The 23,756-nt window shown below is 42.2% G+C and carries 19 protein-coding genes and 1 rRNA gene; 1 reads left to right on the top strand and 19 read right to left on the bottom strand.

Translation table 11 applies throughout. The features are described from left to right. Positions 1-300: ribosomal RNA gene (locus ACQKMP_RS17900) — 16S ribosomal RNA — on the bottom strand; the annotation flags it as partial. A 413-nt stretch (positions 301-713) separates the two neighbouring features. Between ACQKMP_RS17900 and ACQKMP_RS17895 the strand changes: the two genes are divergently transcribed. After that, positions 714-1,970, top strand: a complete 1,257-nt coding sequence (locus tag ACQKMP_RS17895) for an MFS transporter (protein ID WP_149645253.1) — start codon at positions 714-716, stop codon at positions 1,968-1,970. A 12-nt stretch (positions 1,971-1,982) separates the two neighbouring features. Here ACQKMP_RS17895 and ACQKMP_RS17890 read toward each other — a convergent pair whose 3' ends face one another. The 18 genes from ACQKMP_RS17890 to ACQKMP_RS17805 form a co-directional block, all read right to left on the bottom strand. Continuing rightward, on the bottom strand, positions 1,983-3,890 hold the full coding sequence (locus tag ACQKMP_RS17890) for a transglycosylase domain-containing protein (protein WP_427470264.1): 1,908 nt from the start codon (positions 3,888-3,890) through the stop codon (positions 1,983-1,985). Beyond that, entirely contained in the window at positions 3,887-4,486 is a 600-nt protein-coding gene (locus tag ACQKMP_RS17885; RefSeq protein WP_427470262.1) for a hypothetical protein, read from the bottom strand. Before ACQKMP_RS17885 ends, ACQKMP_RS17890 begins: the two co-directional genes overlap by 4 nt. Before the next feature lie 64 nt (positions 4,487-4,550). Beyond that, on the bottom strand, positions 4,551-5,663 hold the full coding sequence (locus tag ACQKMP_RS17880) for a sensor histidine kinase (protein ID WP_427470261.1): 1,113 nt from the start codon (positions 5,661-5,663) through the stop codon (positions 4,551-4,553). A gap of 19 nt (positions 5,664-5,682) precedes the next feature. Then, positions 5,683-6,390: a response regulator transcription factor gene (locus tag ACQKMP_RS17875; protein WP_076297845.1), complete on the bottom strand. Its 708-nt coding sequence runs from the start codon at positions 6,388-6,390 to the stop codon at positions 5,683-5,685. A gap of 202 nt (positions 6,391-6,592) precedes the next feature. Next, positions 6,593-8,605 (bottom strand): NAD-dependent DNA ligase LigA, encoded by a 2,013-nt coding sequence (ligA, locus tag ACQKMP_RS17870; RefSeq protein ID WP_427470259.1) that lies wholly within the window; start codon positions 8,603-8,605, stop codon positions 6,593-6,595. A gap of 78 nt (positions 8,606-8,683) precedes the next feature. After that, a complete protein-coding gene (gene pcrA, locus ACQKMP_RS17865; protein ID WP_427470257.1) occupies positions 8,684-11,023 on the bottom strand; it encodes a DNA helicase PcrA in 2,340 nt (779 codons plus the stop codon). Between the two features lie 160 nt (positions 11,024-11,183). Continuing rightward, the gene (locus ACQKMP_RS17860) at positions 11,184-11,903 is read right to left on the bottom strand and encodes a heptaprenylglyceryl phosphate synthase (RefSeq protein ID WP_427470255.1); all 720 of its coding nucleotides are present in this window, start codon (positions 11,901-11,903) and stop codon (positions 11,184-11,186) included. Between the two features lie 162 nt (positions 11,904-12,065). Further along, positions 12,066-12,932, bottom strand: coding sequence for a phosphatidylinositol-specific phospholipase C/glycerophosphodiester phosphodiesterase family protein (locus tag ACQKMP_RS17855; protein ID WP_427470253.1), 867 nt, complete (start codon positions 12,930-12,932; stop codon positions 12,066-12,068). Between the two features lie 121 nt (positions 12,933-13,053). Next, positions 13,054-14,460: an undecaprenyl-phosphate glucose phosphotransferase gene (locus tag ACQKMP_RS17850; protein ID WP_427470251.1), complete on the bottom strand. Its 1,407-nt coding sequence runs from the start codon at positions 14,458-14,460 to the stop codon at positions 13,054-13,056. Then, entirely contained in the window at positions 14,457-15,356 is a 900-nt protein-coding gene (locus ACQKMP_RS17845; RefSeq protein ID WP_042194604.1) for a glycosyltransferase family 2 protein, read from the bottom strand. The genes ACQKMP_RS17850 and ACQKMP_RS17845 overlap by 4 nt, the downstream gene beginning before the upstream one ends. 157 nt (positions 15,357-15,513) lie before the next feature. Continuing rightward, positions 15,514-16,536 carry a glycosyltransferase family 2 protein gene (locus ACQKMP_RS17840; protein ID WP_427470249.1) on the bottom strand — a complete coding sequence of 341 codons (1,023 nt, stop codon included), beginning with the start codon at positions 16,534-16,536 and terminating at the stop codon, positions 15,514-15,516. Between the two features lie 118 nt (positions 16,537-16,654). After that, the gene (gene rfbD / locus ACQKMP_RS17835) at positions 16,655-17,518 is read right to left on the bottom strand and encodes a dTDP-4-dehydrorhamnose reductase (protein WP_427470282.1); all 864 of its coding nucleotides are present in this window, start codon (positions 17,516-17,518) and stop codon (positions 16,655-16,657) included. 8 nt (positions 17,519-17,526) lie between these two features. Then, positions 17,527-18,549: a dTDP-glucose 4,6-dehydratase gene (rfbB, locus tag ACQKMP_RS17830; protein WP_427470247.1), complete on the bottom strand. Its 1,023-nt coding sequence runs from the start codon at positions 18,547-18,549 to the stop codon at positions 17,527-17,529. Between the two features lie 35 nt (positions 18,550-18,584). Further along, positions 18,585-19,136, bottom strand: a complete 552-nt coding sequence (gene rfbC, locus ACQKMP_RS17825) for a dTDP-4-dehydrorhamnose 3,5-epimerase (protein ID WP_427470245.1) — start codon at positions 19,134-19,136, stop codon at positions 18,585-18,587. A gap of 20 nt (positions 19,137-19,156) precedes the next feature. Next, complete coding sequence (locus ACQKMP_RS17820; RefSeq protein ID WP_427470243.1) at positions 19,157-19,900, bottom strand: sugar phosphate nucleotidyltransferase; 744 nt, start codon at positions 19,898-19,900, stop codon at positions 19,157-19,159. Between the two features lie 106 nt (positions 19,901-20,006). Next, positions 20,007-20,987 carry a glycosyltransferase family 2 protein gene (locus ACQKMP_RS17815; RefSeq protein WP_427470241.1) on the bottom strand — a complete coding sequence of 327 codons (981 nt, stop codon included), beginning with the start codon at positions 20,985-20,987 and terminating at the stop codon, positions 20,007-20,009. A gap of 107 nt (positions 20,988-21,094) precedes the next feature. After that, the gene (locus tag ACQKMP_RS17810) at positions 21,095-23,332 is read right to left on the bottom strand and encodes a DUF6311 domain-containing protein (RefSeq protein ID WP_427470239.1); all 2,238 of its coding nucleotides are present in this window, start codon (positions 23,330-23,332) and stop codon (positions 21,095-21,097) included. Further along, a complete protein-coding gene (locus ACQKMP_RS17805; RefSeq protein WP_427470237.1) occupies positions 23,329-23,745 on the bottom strand; it encodes a GtrA family protein in 417 nt (138 codons plus the stop codon). Before ACQKMP_RS17805 ends, ACQKMP_RS17810 begins: the two co-directional genes overlap by 4 nt. Between the last annotated feature and the right edge of the window lie 11 nt (positions 23,746-23,756).

Raw genomic sequence — 23,756 nt, 5'->3', positions numbered from 1 at the left:
TACGCATCGTCGCCTTGGTGGGCCGTTACCCCACCAACTAGCTAATGCGCCGCAGGCCCATCCCTCAGTGACAGATTGCTCCGTCTTTCATTCTTTCTTCAGGAGAAAAAAGAAATTATCCGGTATTAGCTACCGTTTCCGGTAGTTATCCCAGTCTAAGGGGCAGGTTGCCTACGTGTTACTCACCCGTCCGCCGCTAAGTTATTTTGAAAGCAAGCTTTCAAAATAACTCCGCTCGACTTGCATGTATTAGGCACGCCGCCAGCGTTCGTCCTGAGCCAGGATCAAACTCTCCAATTAGTATTGAAAAGAGCGATATGCTCATTTTGAAACTGACGATTCATTAAATGAATCTTTTAAAAATTAACGCGTTCCATTTGTTCAGTTTTCAAAGAACTTGCTCCCGGCATTTCGACATCAACTGTCTCTTGCACAGGAATTATAGTATATCATGTTGTCGTATTTCTTGTCAACTTATTTTTTTCATCGTTTGTGTTTCATTTGTCCGATGCGTCATAAGCACAAGAGATAATATACCATGCTGTTCTTATGTTTGCAAGCTTTTTTTGAAATAAAAATAATCTACGAATAAATACTTTCAAACTAGCACAAAACAACACAAATTGATTCCAATAATCCTTAATTTATGGCTAAATAGAATTTATCGTAATCCCATATATTAACTTCTATTGATACGTACGAGAGGAGTCTAAATGAAAAACAATCCATCTAGTGCTGCGACCCAAACAAACACCAAGGACAAGGAGCAGCGTAATCTGCAGCAAGCAACAATCTATAAGATTTTGCTGGCTGTCAGCTTTGTTCATTTATTTAATGATTCTATTCAGGCAGTCATCCCTGCAATCTTTCCTATTCTCAAAGATAACTTGATGCTCTCCTTCGCTCAGATCGGGTGGATCTCCTTTGCTTTAAACATGACGTCCTCCGTTATCCAACCAGTCATTGGGTATGCGGCAGATCGTAAGCCACGTCCTATATTGTTACCACTGGGTATGTGCAGCACATTTCTAGGCGTACTTTTATTGGCTTATGCCAACAACTATATTCTTGTATTGTTTTCCGTCATGCTAATCGGCTTCGGATCTGCTACCTTTCATCCCGAAGGCATGCGTGTTGCTCATATGGCTGCCGGTCAGCGGAAAGGTCTGTCGCAATCTATTTTTCAAGTCGGCGGCAATGCTGGACAATCTTTAGGACCAATGCTCACGAAATGGATTTTCATTCCCTTTGGGCAGATCGGCGCTCTTGGCTTCACTATCGTTGCGGCTGCCGGAATTGCCGTACAGACCTATGTCGCTCGCTGGTATCGAGAGATGCTGGATGCGGGATATACGTTTCATAAAAAATCAACAGCTCGCGCAATCGATCCTGCCCGCCGCAAAAGTATTCGAACGGCAACAATCATCCTTGTGTTCCTAGTCTTTGTAAGATCTTGGTACGGCGCTTCTATCGGCAGTTACTACGCTTTCTATTTAATGGACAAATATCAAATGACGCTTGATAAGGCCCAAATCTATATTTTTATGTATCTGGCAGCTGGAGCTGTCGGTACATTCTTTGGAGGCCCACTGGCAGACCGCTTCGGACGGCGTAATCTCATTCTTCTCTCTATGGTCGGAACAGTGCCCTTCGCACTGGCTCTACCCTTCGTGAACCAAATGTGGGCAGCTATACTCTTACTGATTGGCGGCTTCATCCTTTTGTCCAGCTTCTCTGTTACTGTAATCTATGCTCAGATGCTTTATCCAGGCAATATCGGAACAGTTTCAGGGTTAATCACTGGTCTTGCTTTTGGGCTCGGAGGAATTGGCTCCTTGGTACTCGGCAATCTGATTGACAGCATTGGAATTTCAAAAGTGTTTATAGCTTGTGGATTCCTACCTCTTTTGGGTTTCCTTGCTCTCCTGCTTCCTAGAGACGAGAAACTAGAAGAATGGGCCGCTCAATAAACATCAGTAACATCAGTAACCACTTAACGCCTTACTCATGACTGTAGAAAATAGAGCGGCAGCCTTCCCGCTGCCCTCTGTCATATAATTATCCTTATTTGTACGATCAAACCCCATCCACACTGCAGCTGTCCATTCCGAAGTATAACCAACAAACCACAAATCCCGGTTAGCTTTCTTGCTTACGCCTGACAGATCCAATTGGGTTGTTCCGGTTTTCCCCGCTACAGGCCTGTTCATTTGCGCTTTTTTGCCCGTTCCTTCATTGACAACATTACGTAGCATCATCGTCATTGCCTCTGCGGTTCGTTGCGATATTACCTGCCGTGATTCGGAGAGATGTGAATACACAACCTTCCCTTTTGAATCCATTATCGTGCGTACCATATGAGCCTCATTGAATTTACCTCCATTAGCAAAGACACCATAGGCTTGTGTCATTTTAAGTGGCGATACCCCATTATGAAGCCCTCCTAAAGCTATTGATAAATGGTTATCCTCCTCTGTCAGTACAATTCCTAATTTGGCTGCAAATTGCCGTGCAGAAGAGATTCCAACCTGCTTCAAAAGCCAAACAGCTGGCGCATTCACGGATTTTTGCAGCGCTCTACTCATTGTGATTTGACCTTGATACACACCGTTCAAATTCTCAGGTACATAGTTTCCATAAGCGTATTTGCGATCAGAAAGTATGCTATTCGGGCTAAACTTCCCGCTCTCTAGCGCGGGTCCATAATCAATGATCGGCTTGAAGCTGGAGCCTGGCTGCCGCGCATCAATTGTAGCTCTGTTCAAGCTCCCCTCATTTTGTTCACGCCCACCAATTAGTGCCACCACTTCACCTGTACGATGATCCATTATGGTCATAGCTGCTTCTACCTGCTGATCTTTTCCGTTAGGCGGGAAAGAAGAACCCTTTAGAAAAGCCTGCTCTAGCGCCTGCTGTGCTTTAATGTTCAACCCTGTAACAATAGTGTAGCCACCCGTTCGAAGCTCCTCCACAGACTTCCCAGTGATCTGAGCCGCTTCCTTAAGCGTAGCGTCCACATAATGCACACCAATGACTTCTACTTTGTTCGCAGCGGGAGGTTGATACTTTTTATCTCTGGCCTCAAGCATTTGTTCTTTAGTAATCAGTCCTTGATCTAACATAATCTGTAGAACGAGATTCCTTCTTGTTTTGGATAATGTACTATTGTCTACCGGATTATAAATAGACGGTCCTTTAGGGTTTCCCGCCAAGGTGGCGATTTGCCATATTTCTAGTTTTTTCAAATCGGATACGCCGAAGTAACGCTCCGCAGCTGCCTTTACTCCATATTGTCCACGCCCCATGTAAATCTGATTGAGGTAAAGCCCTAAAATCTCTTGTTTTGATAACTGCCTTTCCAATGCAAGAGCAATGGATGCTTCGTTTAGCTTACGTATGACATTCTTGTTCCTATTCAAATAAAGATTGCGAGCTAGCTGCTGAGTAATACTACTCCCGCCCTCGGAGAGATCCATATCCACAATATTATTTAGAAAAGCGCGAGAAATTCCTTTATAATCTAATCCCTGATGCCTATAAAAGCGCCGGTCCTCCACCGCTAAAAACGTATTTATCAATAATGCAGGCATTTCCTCCAGCTCCGCTGAATGTCTATACCCCGAGCCCGGTAAAGGGATCATTCGTAATGTCGTCCCATCCGAGGTCTTAATGATGCTCGATTCCGGCAGCTGAAGTTTATCCTCTTGCTGTTTAACCACTTGCCCGCCGTATTGAAATACGTAAAGCAAACCCACGAGCGCTATTATTATTCCAATGATACTCCCATCAAATAATAAATACCCCAGACGGAGTATCCGGGTACGCACGATCCATCTGCCATCCTTGCCTGAATGGGCTACACTTTGTTTTTTTTCGGTAACGGCATTCATGATTCTATAATCAGGTTCTCTAAGAACCGCTCCATACTACGGGCTTCAACACTCGCTGTTTCAAGAAGTGCTTGGGCTTCCATCCCATCATCCGTGTTGTCAGCCTCCTCTACCTCACGGAGAGCACGGAGAATTGCCCGAGTTCTTATCAATAAAGCTACAGCTGGTGTGTCCTGCATCGTTTCTGTTGCTACGCCTCTATTCGGAACTTCAATTCTTTGCATGCGATTCAGGTTAGCGGCGATTTGGCCTACTTCTCCTCCAGAGAGGACCTTGATTTCTTTTGTTACTCCCTTGTCTGCCAACTCTAAGGTTCCAATCAGTACCGTGTGCAAATCATCGGCAATTTTCTGTGAACGGAGAATAAACAACCCACTGAAGAATAGAACAAATAGAATTATGACGCTAGGGATTGTTCCAACATGATTAATGATCCAATGGATAAGACGAACAAAAAAGACGCCTGATTTCCCCGAATAATGAGAATACAGCAAAGCAACAGCCCGCTGGACAGCAAAAAGAAAGGCAGCACTCAAAAGAGCACTCCCTATAAAAATATAAAGATAATGGATGCGAACCGTCCGAAGTTTGTGCATAGTCATCCCCTCCTTGTGCTCACAAGGATATCTTCCAAATCTTAAGAACCCGCCAAGAGTTTTCTTAAGATTCTATGAAGAATGGGAAATAGGTGATAAAATCCGTCCGAAGCGGGGAGCTTTCTACATAAATAACGCCATTGTGGCGTTCGATGATACTTTTGGAAATGGCAAGACCTAGGCCTGAACCGCCTGTATGCTGTGAACGAGACTTCTCTGCTCGATAGAATCGTTCAAAAATAAACGGAATATCACTCTCTGCGATCATCTCTCCAAAATTGCTAATGCGGATAACCGCTTCATTTCCCCTTTTACTGAAACCAATCTCCACTTTCCCGCCGCTTCTACCGTAACGGATCGCGTTCGTAATCAAATTTTCATAAGCACGAACTAATTCTTTAGGGGAAGCCTCTATCCACAACTCATCAGCTTGGTCATCGATCTCATAGGTCATTTCAGCCTTTGTTAGTTCGGGAACTGACTCTTCCGCTAGCTGCCGTATAAATGCTTTTAAATCTAATCGCTCCATAACCAGAGGGTATTCCCCACTATTTACGCGTGTATATTCAAAAAGATCGTCGATCAGTTTACGCAGCACAAGGGATTTGTTGTAGGCTATGCTCACGTAATATCGTATTTCTACTTCTTCCTGGCATCGATCTTGCTCGATATATTCCAGAAAACCGAGGACAGAGGTAAGGGGGGTTCGTAAATCGTGGGAGACACCTGTGATCAAATCATTTTTTGCATTCACTGCTTTACGTTCCTCTTCCACGGAGTGCTGCAAACGTTCAGCCATTTCATTAATATTCTCAGCCAGCACTCCCAGCTCGTCCGTGGTTCTGACTTCAATTCGGTGCGACATCCCGGAGCTTGTGATTTCCCGAATTCCTTTGGTGATCTCCTCCAGATACAGTACTATTTTACGAGTATAGATAAAAAAGAACAGCAAAAAGCTGATAATACCAGCTGCGGTCAGCAGTGGCATAGAGCCAATATGATTAATGATCCAGCGTAAGATACGTGAATAGGGAGCCGACTCTGACACTGGATTCAGATAGATCATGAAATTAACGAGCTGGTAACCTGCAAACAGCAGTAATCCACCGGAAAGCACACTAAGCAAAAAGGCGTATATAAACTTCCAACGAATCGTAGTTATATATTTTGAATTCAAGAAGCCTCACCTAATCCTTTCAGGAAGGTCCATCTAATTTATACCCAACTCCCCAGACGGTTTGTATATAACGGGGGCGCTTCGAATCCACTTCGATTTTATCGCGGAGGTTACGAATATGTACCATAACAGTATTACCCCCATCTAAAAATGGTTCGTTCCACACCTTATCGTATATCTGCTCTAAGCTGAGCACTTGACCTTGGTGCCTTGCCAAAAGTTCTAAAATAGAAAATTCCCGGGGGGTCAGCTTAATCTTCTGCTGGTCTATATGTACCTCATGCTTAGACGTATCTATAGTTAAATCTTCAAAGCTCAGTTTGCTGTCATTCCCTAGGCTATTACTATCTTTATTGAAAGCGTGATAACGACGCAGCTGTGACTTAACTCGTGCCACAATCTCCAAAGGATTAAACGGCTTGCCCACGTAGTCGTCCGCTCCTATGCTAAGTCCTGAGATTTTGTCCATATCCGTATTTTTGGCTGAAAGGATGATAATTGGCATCTTCCGCTCTTCACGGATCTTCATACATGCAGCTAATCCATCCATCTTAGGCATCATGACATCAAGAATAATCAGATCTACTTCTTCCTTCTGCAGACACGCCAGTGCCTCCATCCCATCATAAGCTTTAAGCAGGCGATAGCCCTCATTACAGAGGTATATCGATAACAGCTCTACAATTTCCTTCTCATCATCTACTAACAATATCGTTTCTCTCTTCACAGGAGGGGGTTCCTTTCAAATATAGTAATAATTATCTTTAGCTTCTATATTAGCAGATCCATTGAACGTTTTTCCTCGAAAATAGAAACATGTACTTAAAATCGAACGACAATAAGTAGGTTACGCAAAAAAAGGGTACCCGCTCCACTCGTACTTAAACGAAATGGAACTGGTACCCTTTTAGAATTTAGTAAAAATATGCTTACATCTCCAGCAGTCGAATCAGCTCATCCTCATCCTCGATGACCTGAATGCCCAGCTGCTGTGCTTTGGCCAGTTTACTACCTGCCTTCTCGCCGGCAATAACCAAATCCGTCTTCTTAGATACACTTCCAGACACCTTCGCTCCGAGTGCTTCCAGACGTTCGGCGGCTTCGTCACGTGTAAGCTTTTGTAATGAACCGGTCAACACTACCGTTTTTCCGCTAAAGAAGGAATCCGTGCTAACAGGGCGTGCGGCCTCAGGAGCTTTTGCTTCAACCCCAAGCGCCCGCAACCGAGCAACATTCGCCACAACTATAGGATCTGCGAAGAAGTTAACAATACTCTCGGCGACAATCCCGCCAATGTCTGGCAACTCGGCAAGTTCTTCCGCTTTAGCCTGCATCACAGCATCCAGATCGCGGAAATGATCAGCCAGCATCTTAGTTGTTGCTTTACCTGTGTTAGGGATTCCTAACGCAAAGAGGAATGAGGCGAGATCGCGACCTTTGCTATCCTCTAACGCTTGCAGCAAATTCTGTGCTTTTTTCTCCCCGAAACGGTTCAGCTGTACAAGCTGCTCAAAGGACAACTCATACAGATCCGCAGAGTCATGAACATTAAGCTCGTCGTAGAGCTGACCTGCTGTCTTCTCACTAAACGTCTCAATATCCATCGCATCACGCGAAGCGAAATGAGTGATCCGACTAATAATTTGCGGTCTACAGTTCAGCTTATTATTACAGAAAAGATGCGCACCACGCATTTCTAGCGGAAATCCACAAGCCGGGCAATCCTCAGGGAAAATAATTTCTCCTCCGTCATTCTCTTCTGTTACCTTGCCGAGAATTTCCGGGATAACATCATTAGAACGCCGAATAAACACTCGTGAGCCTAAGGCGAATTTCAAGTTTTTGCGCTCAATATCGCCCACATTATTTAATGTGCAATTCTGCACGGTAACTCCAGCAAGCTCTACGGCTTCAACACGAGCTAAAGGAGTCACTTTACCTGTACGTCCTACATTCCAGCTAACAGACTCAAGCACGGTCGTTGTTTCTTCAGCTTCAAATTTATAAGCCACTGCCCAGCGAGGGAACTTGTCAGTGTAACCAAGAACTTCACGAATACGGAAATCCGTTACCTTGATCACCGCTCCATCAATGAGGTAATCAAGACTTGAACGACTCTCCTCGATTCCAGCAAGCTGCTCAGTCACATCATCGAAATCATTACAGTAAGTCAGATAAGGATTAACTTTGAATTTATTATTCCGTAGAAAATCCATCATCTCCTGATGATCGGCGAACTCTACACCTTCGCCAAAACCTACATTATAGAAATATGCATTCAAACGACGTTCTGCAGTAGTCTTCGGGTTTAGATTGCGCAGTGCTCCTGCCGCCGCATTACGCGCATTCTTAAGTGGCTCTGCAGCCCGGGTATTATAATCAGCGAGCACAGATAGATTCATAATCCCTTCGCCCTGTACTTCAATGACCCCTTCTTTAAAAGGAATCGTTAATGGAACAGACTTAATGGTCTTCACCTGAGCAAGTATTCCTTCCCCAATGACACCATTACCACGCGTCGATGCCTGTTCGAGAACACCATTCCGATAGGTTAGATTCAGCGTCAAGCCATCAAACTTCAGTTCTACTGCATAACAAGGAGCAGGAAGAGGGTTGCCTGGGTTCTTAAGATTGTACTCATTCACTAAGCGAAGTACCCGCGTATTCCAGCTCCGCAGCTGTTCAATATTCTGTGCTTTATCGAGACTCCAAAGCGGAGCCAGATGCCGATGCGGCGTGAAGCCCTTAAGCAGCTCTCCACCTACACGTTGTGTAGGTGAATCTGGTAGTACGAAGCCACTCTCAGCCTCCAGTGCTACAAGCTTGTCGTATAAAACATCATATTCCTTATCGCTGACTAGCGGAGCATCCAGCGTGTAATAGTGGTAATTATAATTATTTAACTCCGCAACAAGCTCTTCCATCACATGCATAGCATCCATGCAGGTACATCCCTCCGTCAATAAGTTTCCTAATGATTAGCGTGGTCTAAATATCCGTTCGTTAATCGTTTCCTACTATTATTCCACCCTGGTAATCGGTGCAAACCCTGCAAGCAGTCGTTTTACACCCACTGGTGCCGGAAAAGCAATTTGCAGCTCCGTATCATTCCCGGTGCCCTTCACAGCTACAACGGTGCCAGTACCCCATTTGCCATGCGAAACCTTATCACCCGCTTTGTATTCGCCAGCTGCTGCAGCCCCTGCTCCAGTAGCGCGCTGTGCGCCTCCGGAGGTTACTGTCACGCTGCTCTTGCTTGTCGCTGCGGACGCTGTGCTTCCGCTGCCAATCGGCGCCGCACCAGCAGCTCCACTTCGGCCGCCGAAGTTCCCACGACTGCCGCCACTGAAGCCGCGTCCGCCGTAAGCACCGCCTACCTCCGAGCCTCCGCGTTGGAAGCGGTCCTGTGTCTTCGCGGTATCTTCCTTCAACTCCTCCGGAATCTCTTCAATGAAGCGGGACGGCTGATTCGCCGTCGTCCGCCCAAAGAGCGTACGCATCCGCGCGCAAGAGAGAAACAATTGTTTCTCGGCGCGGGTGATCCCTACATACGCAAGCCGGCGTTCCTCTTCGAGCTCATCGTTGTCTTGGAAGGCTCGGCTGTGCGGGAACACGCCTTCTTCCATCCCGACGATAAATACCGTTGGGAACTCCAGACCTTTGGCGCTGTGCATCGTCATCAGGACTACAGCGTCACTACGGTCCTCTTCATCATCATTCACACTATCAATATCTGCGATAAGTGCAAGATCCGTGAGAAAAGAGACAAGCGATTTGTCCTCGTTATTCTTTTCAAACTCCATCGTCACGGACAAGAACTCATCGATATTCTCTAGTCGCGAGCGAGATTCGAGAGTGTTTTCATTTTGCAGCTCCAAACGGTACTGCGACATCTCCAGTATTTTTTCCGTCAGTTCTGTTACGGACAAGAACTCCACCATACGGTGCAGAGCTTCAATCATATCGTAGAACTCTACTAGCATATTCCGCGTCCGTCCGGCAAAGCCCAAATCATCTACAGTTTGTAGTACGCGGAAAATAGAAACACCACGCTCACCAGCCGCAGCTGCCAGCTTACCAACCGTTGTATCCCCTAATCCCCGCTTAGGTACATTAATAATACGCGTAAGGCTGATATCATCATCAGGGTTAGACAACAGGCGTAAATAAGCGAGCAGATCTTTGATTTCTTTACGATCATAGAACTTAATCCCGCCTACGATTTGATACGGAATATCAGATTTAATTAGAATTTCCTCGATTACCCGTGACTGGGCATTCGTACGATACAGTATCGCATGATTCTGGTAGGCTTGACCCTGTTTCACATTTCTGCTGATTTCTCCGGTTACAAAGTAACCTTCATCATGCTCGGAGTCCGCCCGGTATACCTTAATCTTGGCACCTTCCTCGGAATCGGTCCACAGCTTCTTCGGCTTACGTCCACTATTGAGTGCGATCACACCATTGGCTGCATTCAAGATATTAGCAGTTGAACGGTAGTTCTGCTCTAGAAGAATGGTCTTCGCTTCTGGATAGTCCTCTTCAAAATTAAGAATGTTCGTAATATCCGCTCCGCGCCAGCGATAAATCGACTGGTCACTATCCCCTACCACACAAATCCGGTGGTGGCTATCAGCGAGCATACGGCACAACATATACTGCGCTCTGTTCGTATCCTGATACTCATCCACGTGGATGTATTTGAATTTCTTTTGGTAGAAATCAAGTACCTCGGGAACTTCCTTAAACAGTTCGATGGTCTTCATAATCAAATCATCAAAATCAAGCGAGTTATTGCTTCTTAGACGTCTTTGATACATCTTATATACCTTTGCAACTAAGCCTTCAAAATAATCGCCAACCTTCTGCTCATACTGCGCCGGAGTGATCAGCTCATTCTTGGATGCGCTAATGATAGCCTGCACAGCTTTTGGTTCGAATTTCTTCGTATCAATATTCAGTTCCTTCATACAGTTACGTATTACGGATAACTGATCTGTAGAGTCCAGAATGGAGAAGTTGGAGGTAAAACCAATCCGCTCGATATCCTTCCGCAAAATCCGAACACACATAGAGTGAAAGGTGGATACCCAGATATCTCTTCCCTCAGGTCCGACAAGCTTAGATACACGTTCCTGCATTTCCCGCGCGGCTTTATTCGTAAATGTAATCGCCAAAATCGCCCAAGGCGGCGCCTTTCGATTTGCAATCAGCCAGGCGATTCTGTGAGTCAACACTCTCGTCTTCCCACTGCCCGCACCAGCCATAATCAAAAGTGGTCCTTCAGTAGTTTCGACAGCCTGTCTTTGTGGAGGATTCAGTCGACTTACTGCGTCTTGTATGCTAATAAGTTGCATGTGTAACATGCTCCTTTCTAAATATAAAATCACAAATCATAAGTAGTCCTAAAAATAACCACTAAACATAAACGCCTTTGGCGTCCTTATAAGGACGGTAAGTGTTTATGCGAAGAATATAAGGATAATGTATAAGGTGAAACTTATACTTTCTTATAATTTAATCGAATTGCTCTTGTACTGTCTTTTTTACAGCCGCAACTGTTAGCAGTGCCTGCTGTACATCACTATAAATAATATTGCCGACCACTACTGTATCACATAGAGCTGCTGCCTGCTCGGCTTCCGCCTCACAAGTAATGCCCCCACCATAAAAAAGTTGGGCGTGATCCACCATTTCGCGTACTGTCCGCACAGTCTCCATATCCCCGAACCTACCGCTGTATTCAAGATAAACAATCGGCAGTGACATCAGCCTGTCCGCAACCTGAGCATAAGCAGCCGCTTCTTCAGCATCAATGGCCGTCTCAGCCCCTGTAATCCGTGCAACTGAAGAGGCACTATTCAGCACAATATAACCTTCCGTTAGAAGCGAATCCCATGGAATCATAAATCCATAGCGTTCAATAGCTCGGCGATGATGGCCTACAATCCAGGCTGGATCAGGCGTATTAAGCACCATAGGGATCATATAAAGATCAAATCCGGGAACAGCAGCTTCAAGTTCGGATACCTCAAGTGCACAAGGTAACTCAAACTGTTTTACTCTTGCTAGGAGATCCACTGTATTCTCATAGGTTACTCCTGTTGAGCCCCCTATCAGTATGGCATCCGTGCCAGATAAGCAAACGGCCTCCAAATCCTCATCTGAAATCATCCGGTCAGGGTCTAGCTTAAATACATGCCGCCAAGGTTTGATCATTTGCTGCACTGATTTCATGAGAATCATCCTTAATAGTCATTTGGGCAAGACAAAGACACTCCTGCCGCCGCAAAAGATATAGATCTAGTCTATGCCAGCACAGCAGGTGTGTCAATTTAAAGCGAACAAAAATGCGAACATTTTTTCGTATTTTTTAATGGCAATAAGTAGTCTAAGATTTCAACGTACACCTGAGATGTTAATCAAATCCTCTTCGGGTACAAAATCAGTGTAAAAACCATCCACGCCCATACGGGCCAGTTCCCTAATTTCAGCTTCTTCATTTACTGTATGAACATATACACGAGCGCCAGCCTTCTTCAGCTTTTTAACAAAGCTCTTGGTGGCTCGACCAACTGGCATGGTAATATCCACACCTGTTTTATTAACAAACTCAATAACTTGTTCATCCGTATCCTTGGATTGGTACAGAGTGTAAAGCACTTCTGGAAAAGAATACACCTTATTGATCTCATCAAGCATCGACTGATTATATATTTGTGGAACAATCCGATCTAATAAGGCTGGATCCCGGCGCTGCGCCGCTTCTACCAACAATGTAAATTGCTTATTTATAAGTTCAGGTTTGATTTCTTTCGTATCGGTCACGATATAGGCATCTGGATAATGCTGCATCAGATCAAGCAACTTCTCGACATCGATCGGGGAGTATATATTCAGGATTGGACTGTCCATGAATTCCTTATAATCTAGTACTACCCCTTGTTTATTAGCAGGAAGAACATCCAACTGACCTAAAAGCTTACTCATGTTGCCTGACCACTCATGCCTACCTACTAGCTGATCATCAGCCGATAATAACAAGTCTACTTCAAATACGCGAGTTCCCTGTGCATAATTAGCAACAAATGCTTCAAAAGCATTGGTGTATGTATGGCCGTTAATGCCACCCATGGCATGTGCTACGACCTTGTGAGCTTCAAAGCCACTTGCAGGCTGCTTGTCTTCATTACTAAAAGCGATTACAAGTAACATGATAAGAGCTCCAATTACAATCACGGTTGCAACAATCTTTTTCTTATCCATAGTTGAGAGTTTCCTTTGCGAAGTTTAGATTATAAAACAATAGATAAACAATACCCCGCTCTACCATAGGTAGAAACGGGGATCGTATAAAAGTTTAATAAATCCAAAATAAGTGCAGGAATCAATAAGCATTTTTGTTGACGAAGCCGTTGCGAATCGTTTTGAAAATAATTCGAATGTCAAACAGTAAAGACCAGTTCTCGATGTAGAAAATATCGTGTTTGATCCGCTCCTCGATGGAAGTGTCACCGCGGAGTCCATTGCTCTGTGCCCAACCTGTAATTCCAGGTCGTACATGGTGTTTTACCATATACTTCGGAATTTCATCACGGAACTGTTCCACATAATATGGGCGTTCTGGTCTAGGTCCAACCACACTCATATGTCCCAGTAACACATTAAAAAATTGCGGAAGCTCATCCAGACTTGTCTTACGGATAAAGGTTCCAAATCTTGTTCTACGAGGATCTTCACGCGTACTCCAGCCCGTATCCTCTTCGCCGTCCTGCTGCATCTTCATGGAGCGGAACTTATACATCATAAAATTACGACGGTTCAATCCCACACGTTCCTGCCTGAATATAATCGGTCCCGGAGAGGTCAGACGAACACCAAGAGCCACGATAAGCATCACAGGAGAGATCATAATAATAGCGAACAAAGAGAACACAATATCAAACAATCGTTTTGCCATCTTATTACCCGTCATATCTAGTGGAATATCACGAACATTAATCATCGGCATGCCTGCAAAGTTATCAAAGTAAGGGCGGGCTGGTAAGTAGTCGAAAAAGTCAGGGATAATCAATGTGCGCACGCCTGCTTTTTCACAGGCCGCAATAATTGAAGGATACTTCGAATGTGCATCAAGTGGCAGCGCAAGTATAACCTCATCCACAGGCAGCATTTCTAGCATTCCAGACAACTGGTCAACTGTTCCAAGAATCGGTTTATATCGTTGTTCCTCAATTCCATCCCATGTATGATAGTCATCCAGGAAACCAATCGCTTCGTACCCGAGCTCGGGGTATTGCTCTAGATTATTATAGAATCTTTTGCCTAACGTTCCTGCGCCTATAATGAGTACGAACTGGCGGTTGAGACCTTTTTCACGTAAAGATTTAAGCATCTTCTTCAGCACATAACGGTACAGCATAATAGAAAGAATGTTCAATCCCATGTAAAGAGCTAGATATGTTCGAGAGATATTTATTTCTTTCACGAAGAACATCAGACCGAGCAGAATGAAAATGCCCATAATATGCACTTGGAAAATCTTAATGAATTCATCGACAAACCTTTTCTTACGCTTCGGCAAATACAGCGACAGCAGTATACCGATTAGCACTGCAATTCCGCCATAAATCATACTCCAGTAAGCGTACGACTCTACAGGCAGCGGGTTTTCGTACTCCATCCAACCACTTCTAAACTTTAGCCACCAGGCTATAAGGAAGGACAGCTGGATGACAAGAAAGTCAGCCACCATATAGAGCTGTGTCAAAAATTTCTGATTACGCCGAATCATAAATTCACCTCAGTATTCTTTTCGTTACGTGCACCTGTTTCATTAGCGGAGTTAAGACTCTGAGCAGGTGATGGGACTGTTTTAGGTGAAGTTAAGGCATTCCGCAAAAGCGAAAGTGCGAACTTCACACCTACGCCGGCATATACTGTTCCATTTATCATACTGTTGTACTTCTTACTATAATGCTTACGATGAAATAAAATCATTGCCCGGTGGAATTCATAGACGATCTTAAACGGTCTGCGTCTGGCGCTGCCGCCTTTAAGATGTACGATAGAGGTCTTCGGATAATAATAAATCTCCCAACCAGCCTCTTTAATACGATAACACCAATCTAAATCCTCACCGTACATAAAGAACTCTTCATCCAATCCACCCACCTGGTTAATCGTCTCCCGCCGCAGCAGCATAAACGCACCAACCAGACAATCTATCGGGTAATCAAGATCAGGGTCCAGATAACCTAACTGGTAACCGTTAAACCTCGGACGATCCGGAAATAGCTTACTAAATCCAAAAGCATAATAGAACGAAGCAGACGGTGTAGGAAACCCCCGCTTGCAAGCTTTATCCAGCGAGCCATCCGGTAAAATAATCTTGCACCCTGACGCTCCTACATCAGGCCGACTATCCATAAAGGAGATCATCGTCTCTAGCGTATCCTTACGTACCACCGTATCTGAATTCAGCAGCAGCACATACCGTCCGGATGAAGCTTCCATCCCCTGATTATTAGCACGGGCAAAACCGACATTGTCGTTATTTGCGATCAACATTACACCTGGAAACTCTCTACTAATCTTCTCTACTGAATCATCATTGGAATTGTTGTCTATTAAAATAATCTCATAGGAATAGTTCGTTGCTGAGTCATACACCGACCTGAGACAATCCATCGTCAGGCGACACGTGTTGTAATTAACAATAAGTATGCTTACATCTACATTCACTGCGTAACGCTCCTGACAAATATAGTAATCTACCGACAATAATTATAACATAAAACCTCCCTGAGAGGAGGTGACGTTTCAGGGAGGTTTTTCCAGATGCGGTTTAGCTTTTGTGTTTCTTTCTCTCTTTTATCGCGGCTTGTATATACTCCCGCTTCTTTTTTAACGCAGGGAGCTGAGTAAAAAAGGACTTCCACGCTGTAATTAACTGTGGCTCTCTCAGAAGCATATAACCATGAGCTGCAATTTCATAGGGGAGAGAAATGAAGATTGTTTTCAGCAAAGTTCGAGTCGGTTCATTCTTGTAGATCATTTTGTAGCGGTTAATGTAAGATATTCGTCGGATGAACAACGGCTTAGTGTTACGACCAGACGTTTTCCAGCCACGTTCGTGATACCCGATCGCCTCAGCATCATAATATCCCTGCCAGCCAAATAACTCCGCCCTCCAAGCCACATCCACATCTTCCTTATAGGCAAAAAAGTCTGCATCAAAAAACTCGCCATCAACACTTATGTCGTCGATCATCCGTCGGGAATACATCGCAGCCGCTCCAGATACACCGAATACAGAACCCGATTGCGTCCATTGGTCAGCTGGCTCACCCGCACCGCGATCAAATGCACGGCGTACTCTGTTCATAAGGAGACCTGTGCTGTCTACCAGCCCATGATCTGCCTTTAGCAAAAGCTTGCCTGTGGCGCTGCCAATCTGCGGATTATTCTCCATCTGTGTGATTAGTCTGGAAATATAGTCTGGAGCAAGCGTTAGGTCAGGGTTAAGGACGAGCACGTAATCTGTTTCCGTAGCGGCAATCGCTTGATTGTGGGCTGGGGCGAAGCCTGTGTTAAGCTCATTCACCAGAAGGTCAATTGTTGGATATTGCTTTATCTCCCTTGCGGAGTTCATAGCTTCATGCCCCACCAAGAATGCAGCGGGTGAGTCCGAGTTAAACTGGTGATAGAACGTTCTGACCTTATCCGCCGAACCATCAGTTGAAGCGTTGTCCACTACGACAATTTTTTTGACCAAATAGTCCTGTGCCATTACTGCCTCTATACAATCTATGATGTCATCAGCACTATTATAGGTGACGATATGTACACTTACTGTTTTGTTATTCATGAGTATCCTCGACTTTGTAATTTCTTGTTAACTACACACTCCCTTCTTATTATAACGAAAGAATACAAAAAACTCCCGTATCGTTATAACCGATTTGGGAGTTTCAATTGCTACTATCTTATTCTTTTAGCTCTAAGAGGAAATCTCTCAGGCCCTCACGCCAAGGTCGAATATCCTCAAATCCATTCGTACGTATCGACAGATGCTCCATCACCGAATTCCGAGGACGCGGTGCAGGTCTTGGGAACTGTTCCGTAGCACAAGGTTCAAGCTTTGCGGTGAATTTCAAACCCAAAATATCCTCAGCCTCTGCAAAGATCGCCTGTGTAAATTCAAACCAAGTACATGAGTCGCTATTTGACGCATGGTATACACCATACTTCTCAGTTTGGATAAGCTCAAGTAAGAAACGAGCTAAATCAACTGTATAGGTAGGCGAACCCTTTTGGTCATCGACTACTTGAAGCATTGGCTTTTCTTGACCAAGCTTTAGCATTGTTTTGACAAAGTTATTCCCGTATTTACCATACACCCATGATGTGCGTACGATGAAATACTTAGAGGAGAGGGATTGAACGAGCACCTCGCCCGCACGTTTCGATTTACCATATATACTCTTAGGATCTGTATTATCATACTCATGGTAAGGCTGTACTCCCAAACCATCAAATACATAATCCGTACTAATGTACACCAGCTTAGCTCCAGCTTTTTCAGAAGCTAGCGCTACGTTTCGACTGCCCGTTGCATTAATTAAATAAGCTGCATCGATGTCACTTTCTGCCGCATCTACTGCTGTATGCGCAGCACAATGAATGACAGCATCCGGTCCAAACTCACCAATAACCTGGATACACTGATCCAGATCGGTTATATCCATCTCTTGACGGTCGCAGCCCATCACTTGGTGACCTTGATGCTGGAGTAGTAAAACTACGTCCTGACCCAATTGTCCAGCCGCGCCTGTAACAAGTACCTTCAGTTGAGCCATTATAGAGATTCTCCCAAACGATCGCCATATTGTAATTCAGCGTACTTCTGGTATTCCCCAGATTGAATGCGAGTCCACCATTCGCGGTTATTGAGATACCATTGGATGGTTTCTTTAATACCTGTTTCAAACGTATGTTTCGGCTTCCAACCCAGTTCGTTCATAATCTTGGTAGGATCAATTCCATAGCGGCGATCATGACCCGGACGGTCTTGAACATAAGTAATCAGTGAATCAGGTTTGCCAAGTTCCTGCAATACTGTGTTCACGATATGCACATTTGTACGTTCGTTATTGCCACCAATGTTGTATACTTCACCGTTCACGCCCTTGTGGATAACCAAATCAATCGCGCTGCAGTGATCCTCAACATACAACCAGTCACGGATATTCATCCCATCGCCATATACAGGCAACGCTTGATCCGTAAGTGCGCGGGAGATCATAAGCGGAATAAGCTTCTCAGGGAATTGGTACGGGCCATAATTGTTCGAGCAGCGGGTAATGTTCACTGGCAGTCCGAATGTCTCATGGTATGCACGTACAAGCAAGTCGCCACCAGCTTTACTTGCCGAATATGGACTGTTCGGAGTCAAAGGAGTTTCTTCAGTAAACAAACCGGTTGCTCCAAGTGATCCGTATACCTCATCCGTAGAAACCTGAACGAATTTAGTAACACTGTATTTTTTCGCCGCATCCAAAAGTACTTGTGTTCCAAGCACGTTCGTCTTCACAAACACTTCTGGCTCCAAAATACTCCGATCCACATGCGATTCAGCCGCGAAATTTACCACTACATCAACACCTTGGCTAAACAATGCATCCATTGCCTGTACATCTGTAATGTCTGCCTTTACGAATGTGTAGTTAGGATGATTCTCGATTGATTTTAAGTTCTCCAGATTACCTGCGTATGTTAACGCGTCTACGTTAACGATTTGGTAATCAGGGTGTTGTTGCAGCATGTATAATACAAAGTTGCTGCCGATAAAGCCGGCTCCGCCGGTAACTAGCAGTTTCATTTATAGCCCACCTTTTGTTCAATGAAATGTTATGTTTATAATTCGAAGTTAAGTTCCGCGTCCATTAGTACAGGATGACGTTGATCTTTATCCGATAATATCGGACTAGAAGTCGGCCAATCAATACCTAACGCTGGATCATTCCATAATATGCCGCGATCATTCTCAGGGGAATAATATTCGTCCACCTTGTATAACACTTGGGTATTAGGGACCAACGTGCAGAAGCCATGCGCGAAGCCTTTAGGTACAAGCAGTTGGCGTTTGTTATATTCGCTAAGAATTACGCCAACCCACTGACCAAATGTTGGTGAATTACGACGGATATCGACGATAACATCATAAATAACACCGGATAAGACGCGGATTAATTTTGTTTGGGCTTTAGGGTTCAGTTGGTAGTGAAGACCTCGTAGGACACCGACCTCTGCGGAGAGGGATTGATTATCTTGGATAAACTGATAGTTAACGCCGAGTTTATGCATGATTTCTTCGTTGTAGCTTTCCATAAAAAAACCCCGGTTGTCGCCATGGACAACCGGTTCTAGTAGGCTTGCGCCTTGTAACTTCAAAGGAGTGACATTCATTTTGGATCTCCTCCTCGTTTCTATAGTTTTAATTTTCCAAATTCATCATCAAACATAATATTCCTAGCCAATTCATTGGCTCTCGCTAGTGACGAATGCGTACCAGCATCAGTCCACCAACCGCCTAGAACATCATACGTCAGTTCATTTCTTTTAATATATGCATTATTTACATCTGTTATTTCAAGTTCTCCTCGATTTGAAGGAGTAAGCTTCTTAATAATCTCGAAAACTTTACTATCGAACATGTAAATTCCAGTAACGGCATATCCACTTTTCGGTTTAGCAGGCTTCTCCTCAATAGATATGATATTATCGCCTGCCAGTTCAGGCACACCGAAGCGTTGTGGATCAGAGACCTCTTGGATCAATATCTTAGCTCCGGTTCCTTGAGCTTTGAAGTTCTCAATATATTGAGAAATATCTTCTTCAAATACGTTATCCCCAAGAATAACTACACTTTGGTCATATCCAACAAATTGCTCAGCAAGTCCCAGTGCTTCTGCTATGCCGCCGGCTTCATCCTGAACTTTATAGGTAAAGGAAGCCCCCATAGAGTTACCGCTCCCAAGTAGACTTACCACATCACCCATATGTTCTTTACCAGTAACAATTAGAATATCCTGAATACCGGCCTGTTTGAGCTTATAGATTGCGTGGAAAATCATTGGGTACTTACCTACTGGAAGGAGATGTTTGTTGGTCACTTTTGTTAGAGGGTATAGACGAGAGCCTGTGCCTCCGGCTAGGATTATGCCCTTCATAAGCTACACCTATCTTCTTATTAAATTTATTGTCCCTAAAAATAAATGAGAGTTAAACGTATAGCTGTAGCATTCTACAGTCAATATCATCTTATAGTCCGAATGCTTAATTGATAACTTTTAATTTAGAAGCCGGCTTAATTTCGTCATCTATATTCAATTCTTCTTTTACTAAGAAAAGAGGTCTTCGTTTAGACTCATTATAGATTCTGCCTATATATTCTCCTATCACACCTAAGGTTATTAGTTGAACTCCACCAAAAAACAAAATAGCAACCATAAGAGAGGGATAACCAGGAACGGGATTACCTAAAGTGACTGTCGCTATAACTAGATAAGTTGCATACACTAGTGATAAGACCGCAATTAGTAGCCCTAAATAGGTTGCAAATTGTAATGGAGCAAAGGAAAATGAAGTTATTCCCTCAATAGCAAAATTCCAAAGCTTCCAGTAGTTAAAACTACTTTTCCCTGCATATCTAGGTTCTCTATAATAAGTAACACTAGTTTGCTTAAAACCAACCCAGCTAAATAACCCCTTCATGAATCTGTGTTGCTCAGGAAGTTGGTTTAATGCTTCAACCACCTGCTTAGTCATCAATCGAAAATCACCAGTATCAGCAGGAATTTCAAATCGTGTCATTTTTCCCATAATTCTATAAAATGTATGTGCAGTCGCCTTTTTTAACCAAGTTTCACCATCTCTTTTTATACGGGTTGCATATACAACATCATACCCTTCCTTCCACTTCTCAATAAGTAATGGAATAACCTCAGGTGGATCTTGTAAATCTGCATCGATAGGAATTACAATGTCAGCTTTAGAATATTTTAAACCCGCAGACATAGCAATCTCTTTACCAAAATTTCTTGATAGATTAATTACTTTAATACGACGATCACGATTGGCCAAACTTCGAAGTCTCTCCATTGTGTCGTCCTTACTTCCATCGTTTATACAAATAATCTCATAGTCGTAACTTTGACTTACAAGTATTTGAGTAAGTTTTTCATAAAAAACGTTTACGTTTTCTCCCTCATTATACATCGGAACAATAATAGACATATTAAAACTATTAGAAGTCATACCATGATCCTTTCTCAAATATTAAATTTTAGATTTCTTATTTCTTTCTTCTTCCATACGATACTATCTTTCATTTCTCATCCTCAGCTCATTAGTGCTCACCTTAATTAATGAGAAATTTCATCCAAAATTATATTTTCTACAGAAAGTGCTAATTTTCTTTGATCTTCGCTTATTCCTAACATATAAGGAGAAGTAGCATCAGGAAGAATTAATGAAATCTTCAATTGATCACTAACAATTTCTTTTGGGATAACAAATTGATAAGTACCATAAGAATTAATACTGACCCTTTTTATTTCTTGATTATTGGCGGTAACTATCAAATTTTGTACCTTTGTTTCGCCACCAAGAAGCGGTGACATTTTCATTGTCAAAATAAGATCATTTTCAGGTTTCTGTAAAGAAAAATTCAAATCTGCATGATCTCCTTCAGTCCATGTGGAAATTTCCTCTGTAGAACTCCATCCGACGCTTTTTATAATACTGGAATTTCCACTAACCCCAAAATTAACAATATCGCCATAGTTATAACGATAACTATACAAATCTAGATTTAAACTCACAATTTGTTGATCAACTACACCATTCGGTATAAGTACATTGAAACCATCGACCAATAACAATAAATCATTTATTTTCTTATTTTTCATGGCTTTCTCGAGTAATGAATTATCTACTATATATATACTTTTCGAATTCCATTCACCTCTTTCAAAAACCCCCATTAATTCGTTGTCATAGTTATCTTTCTTCTCATTATCATCTCTAGCTGTATAAAAAGAATTTATTGTCATACCTTTATTAGCTGCTAACATTGCAAAAGCAATGTTTTGATCATTCACCTTAGCGGGAACAAAAACAATATTTTTATATTTTTTTTCATCTAGCTTCGCCCACACTTCAGATTTTAATGGATTTTCCAATATTGTATCATTTGTGTACATATTATTATATTCATTAAATTTTCCTGAAAGGTCTGCAAACTGAATAGATAAAGCCACTACTAAAAAAATAATCGCCTGTTTTCTTTTATTATTTTTAATAATAGTAGATAAACTAAATAATATTAACAAGTAATATACAGGCCAAAAAAATCTACCTGATGCTCGAACTATCCCTAATAAACTCATAACAAATGCCGGTAAATTAATTTCTAGTATTACTTTATCTGAGTAGGTTATAACATTACTTAATGCAATAAGCGTAAATATTATACTTAATAATAATAATCCTATATTTCTTCGTATACTAAATTTCCTGTTATTAACCAATGTATAGAAGGACCAAAATAATAGTAAAATTACACCTAAACCTAAATAGTTAAAACCCTCACCTTGTCCATGTGAAGTCAATGGCTGATCTTTAAGAAAGTACTCTGACCATCCAAGTGGATTGAAAATTGAGTTAATATTCATAGAATAGTATCCAAAATCGCCTGTAGAACCAGATGAACCTATATAAAAATAACCAATAAACCAAAGGGTAAACAAAATCAACATAATTGTAGAGATTGAGTATAATATACATTCTCTTATATTTATTTCATTAGAAACAAGTAACTCTATCATTTTCAAAACAAAAATAGCAAAGATCATTATAAACAAATAGGGATGCACAAGAAGACTGACAAAAAATAAAAAAAGCCATTTCCTATGGATGTATGTCGATTTAAATAAATATAATCCGGCAAGTATTATCCAATGTCCCATCAAAGCCTCATGTGAAAATGACCGAAAAAGCATTATTGGACTCATTACAAAAAACATCACCCCTAATAGCTGCAGGGATAAATTTTGCGTTAATTTTCTCATAAGTAGTAATCCAAAAACACCTTGCAAAACGTAACAGAGTAACATCCATATTCCCATATATTGAAATACTGGGGGTAAAATAGGGTTGAAAATTTTCAAAATAAAAGCCAGCAATGGAACTGAATCAGTATATGTAATAGAAGTTCCTATAGGTGTATTAAGATTTTTAATAATTCCTGGAGGAAAACTCCATTCCTCACTTCTAAAAAAATGCCATCCAACAAAGTGTTGGGCCGGATCAACGCGAGTTAAAAGCCAGTTAATTGATGAAGTATCCAATGTATTAGGATTTAAAACGGTTATAAAGAAAACTGCTCCGAGGCCACCACCTAGTATTATCCCAATTGAACTGATTGTTCCTTTTCTAAGGCTCTTTGTCTTCTCATTAAATACAAGAAACAACATACTCATTAATAAAGACAATCCTAATGCCGTATATATAGTACCAAATCTCCAACTGAAAATAAATATTACCATGAGCACTAAAAGAGCAATCAAAAGGTTCTTTTTATTTGATAATTCGTGTTTCATGATTCCTCCAAAGTTTTAAATGTGATTTTTTTATGCCCAATAAAACCTAATATTGTATATAAACCTGATGAAAAAAGAATAATTAAATTATTCACTAAAACAATATTATCTATCATTCTTTCCATATAATCACTAATAAAGGCCCCTAACGAATAAGCAATTATATATGAAATTAAAGAAACTAAAAAAAACTTAGGAAAACTCGAGCCACTATTTCCATTATATTTGAAAGTATATCTCTTATTTAAAAAGAAGCTTACAATAATACCAATAAGATTTCCCAAAGCAGTGGCAAACCAATAGTTAAAATTAAAAATATTAAATAATATCAATACAGCCGATAAGCCTATTATTGTATTTATTACCCCAACACCTAAATATTTCACAAATTCATAGTACTTTTCTCGTTTCATTTAGAACCCCT

Source organism: Paenibacillus sp. NPDC101420 (assembly GCF_050277435.1).
Lineage (GTDB): Bacteria > Bacillota > Bacilli > Paenibacillales > Paenibacillaceae > Paenibacillus_AQ.
Note: the sequence above shows the minus strand (reverse complement) of the source record. Positions and strands in the feature narration are given on the sequence as shown.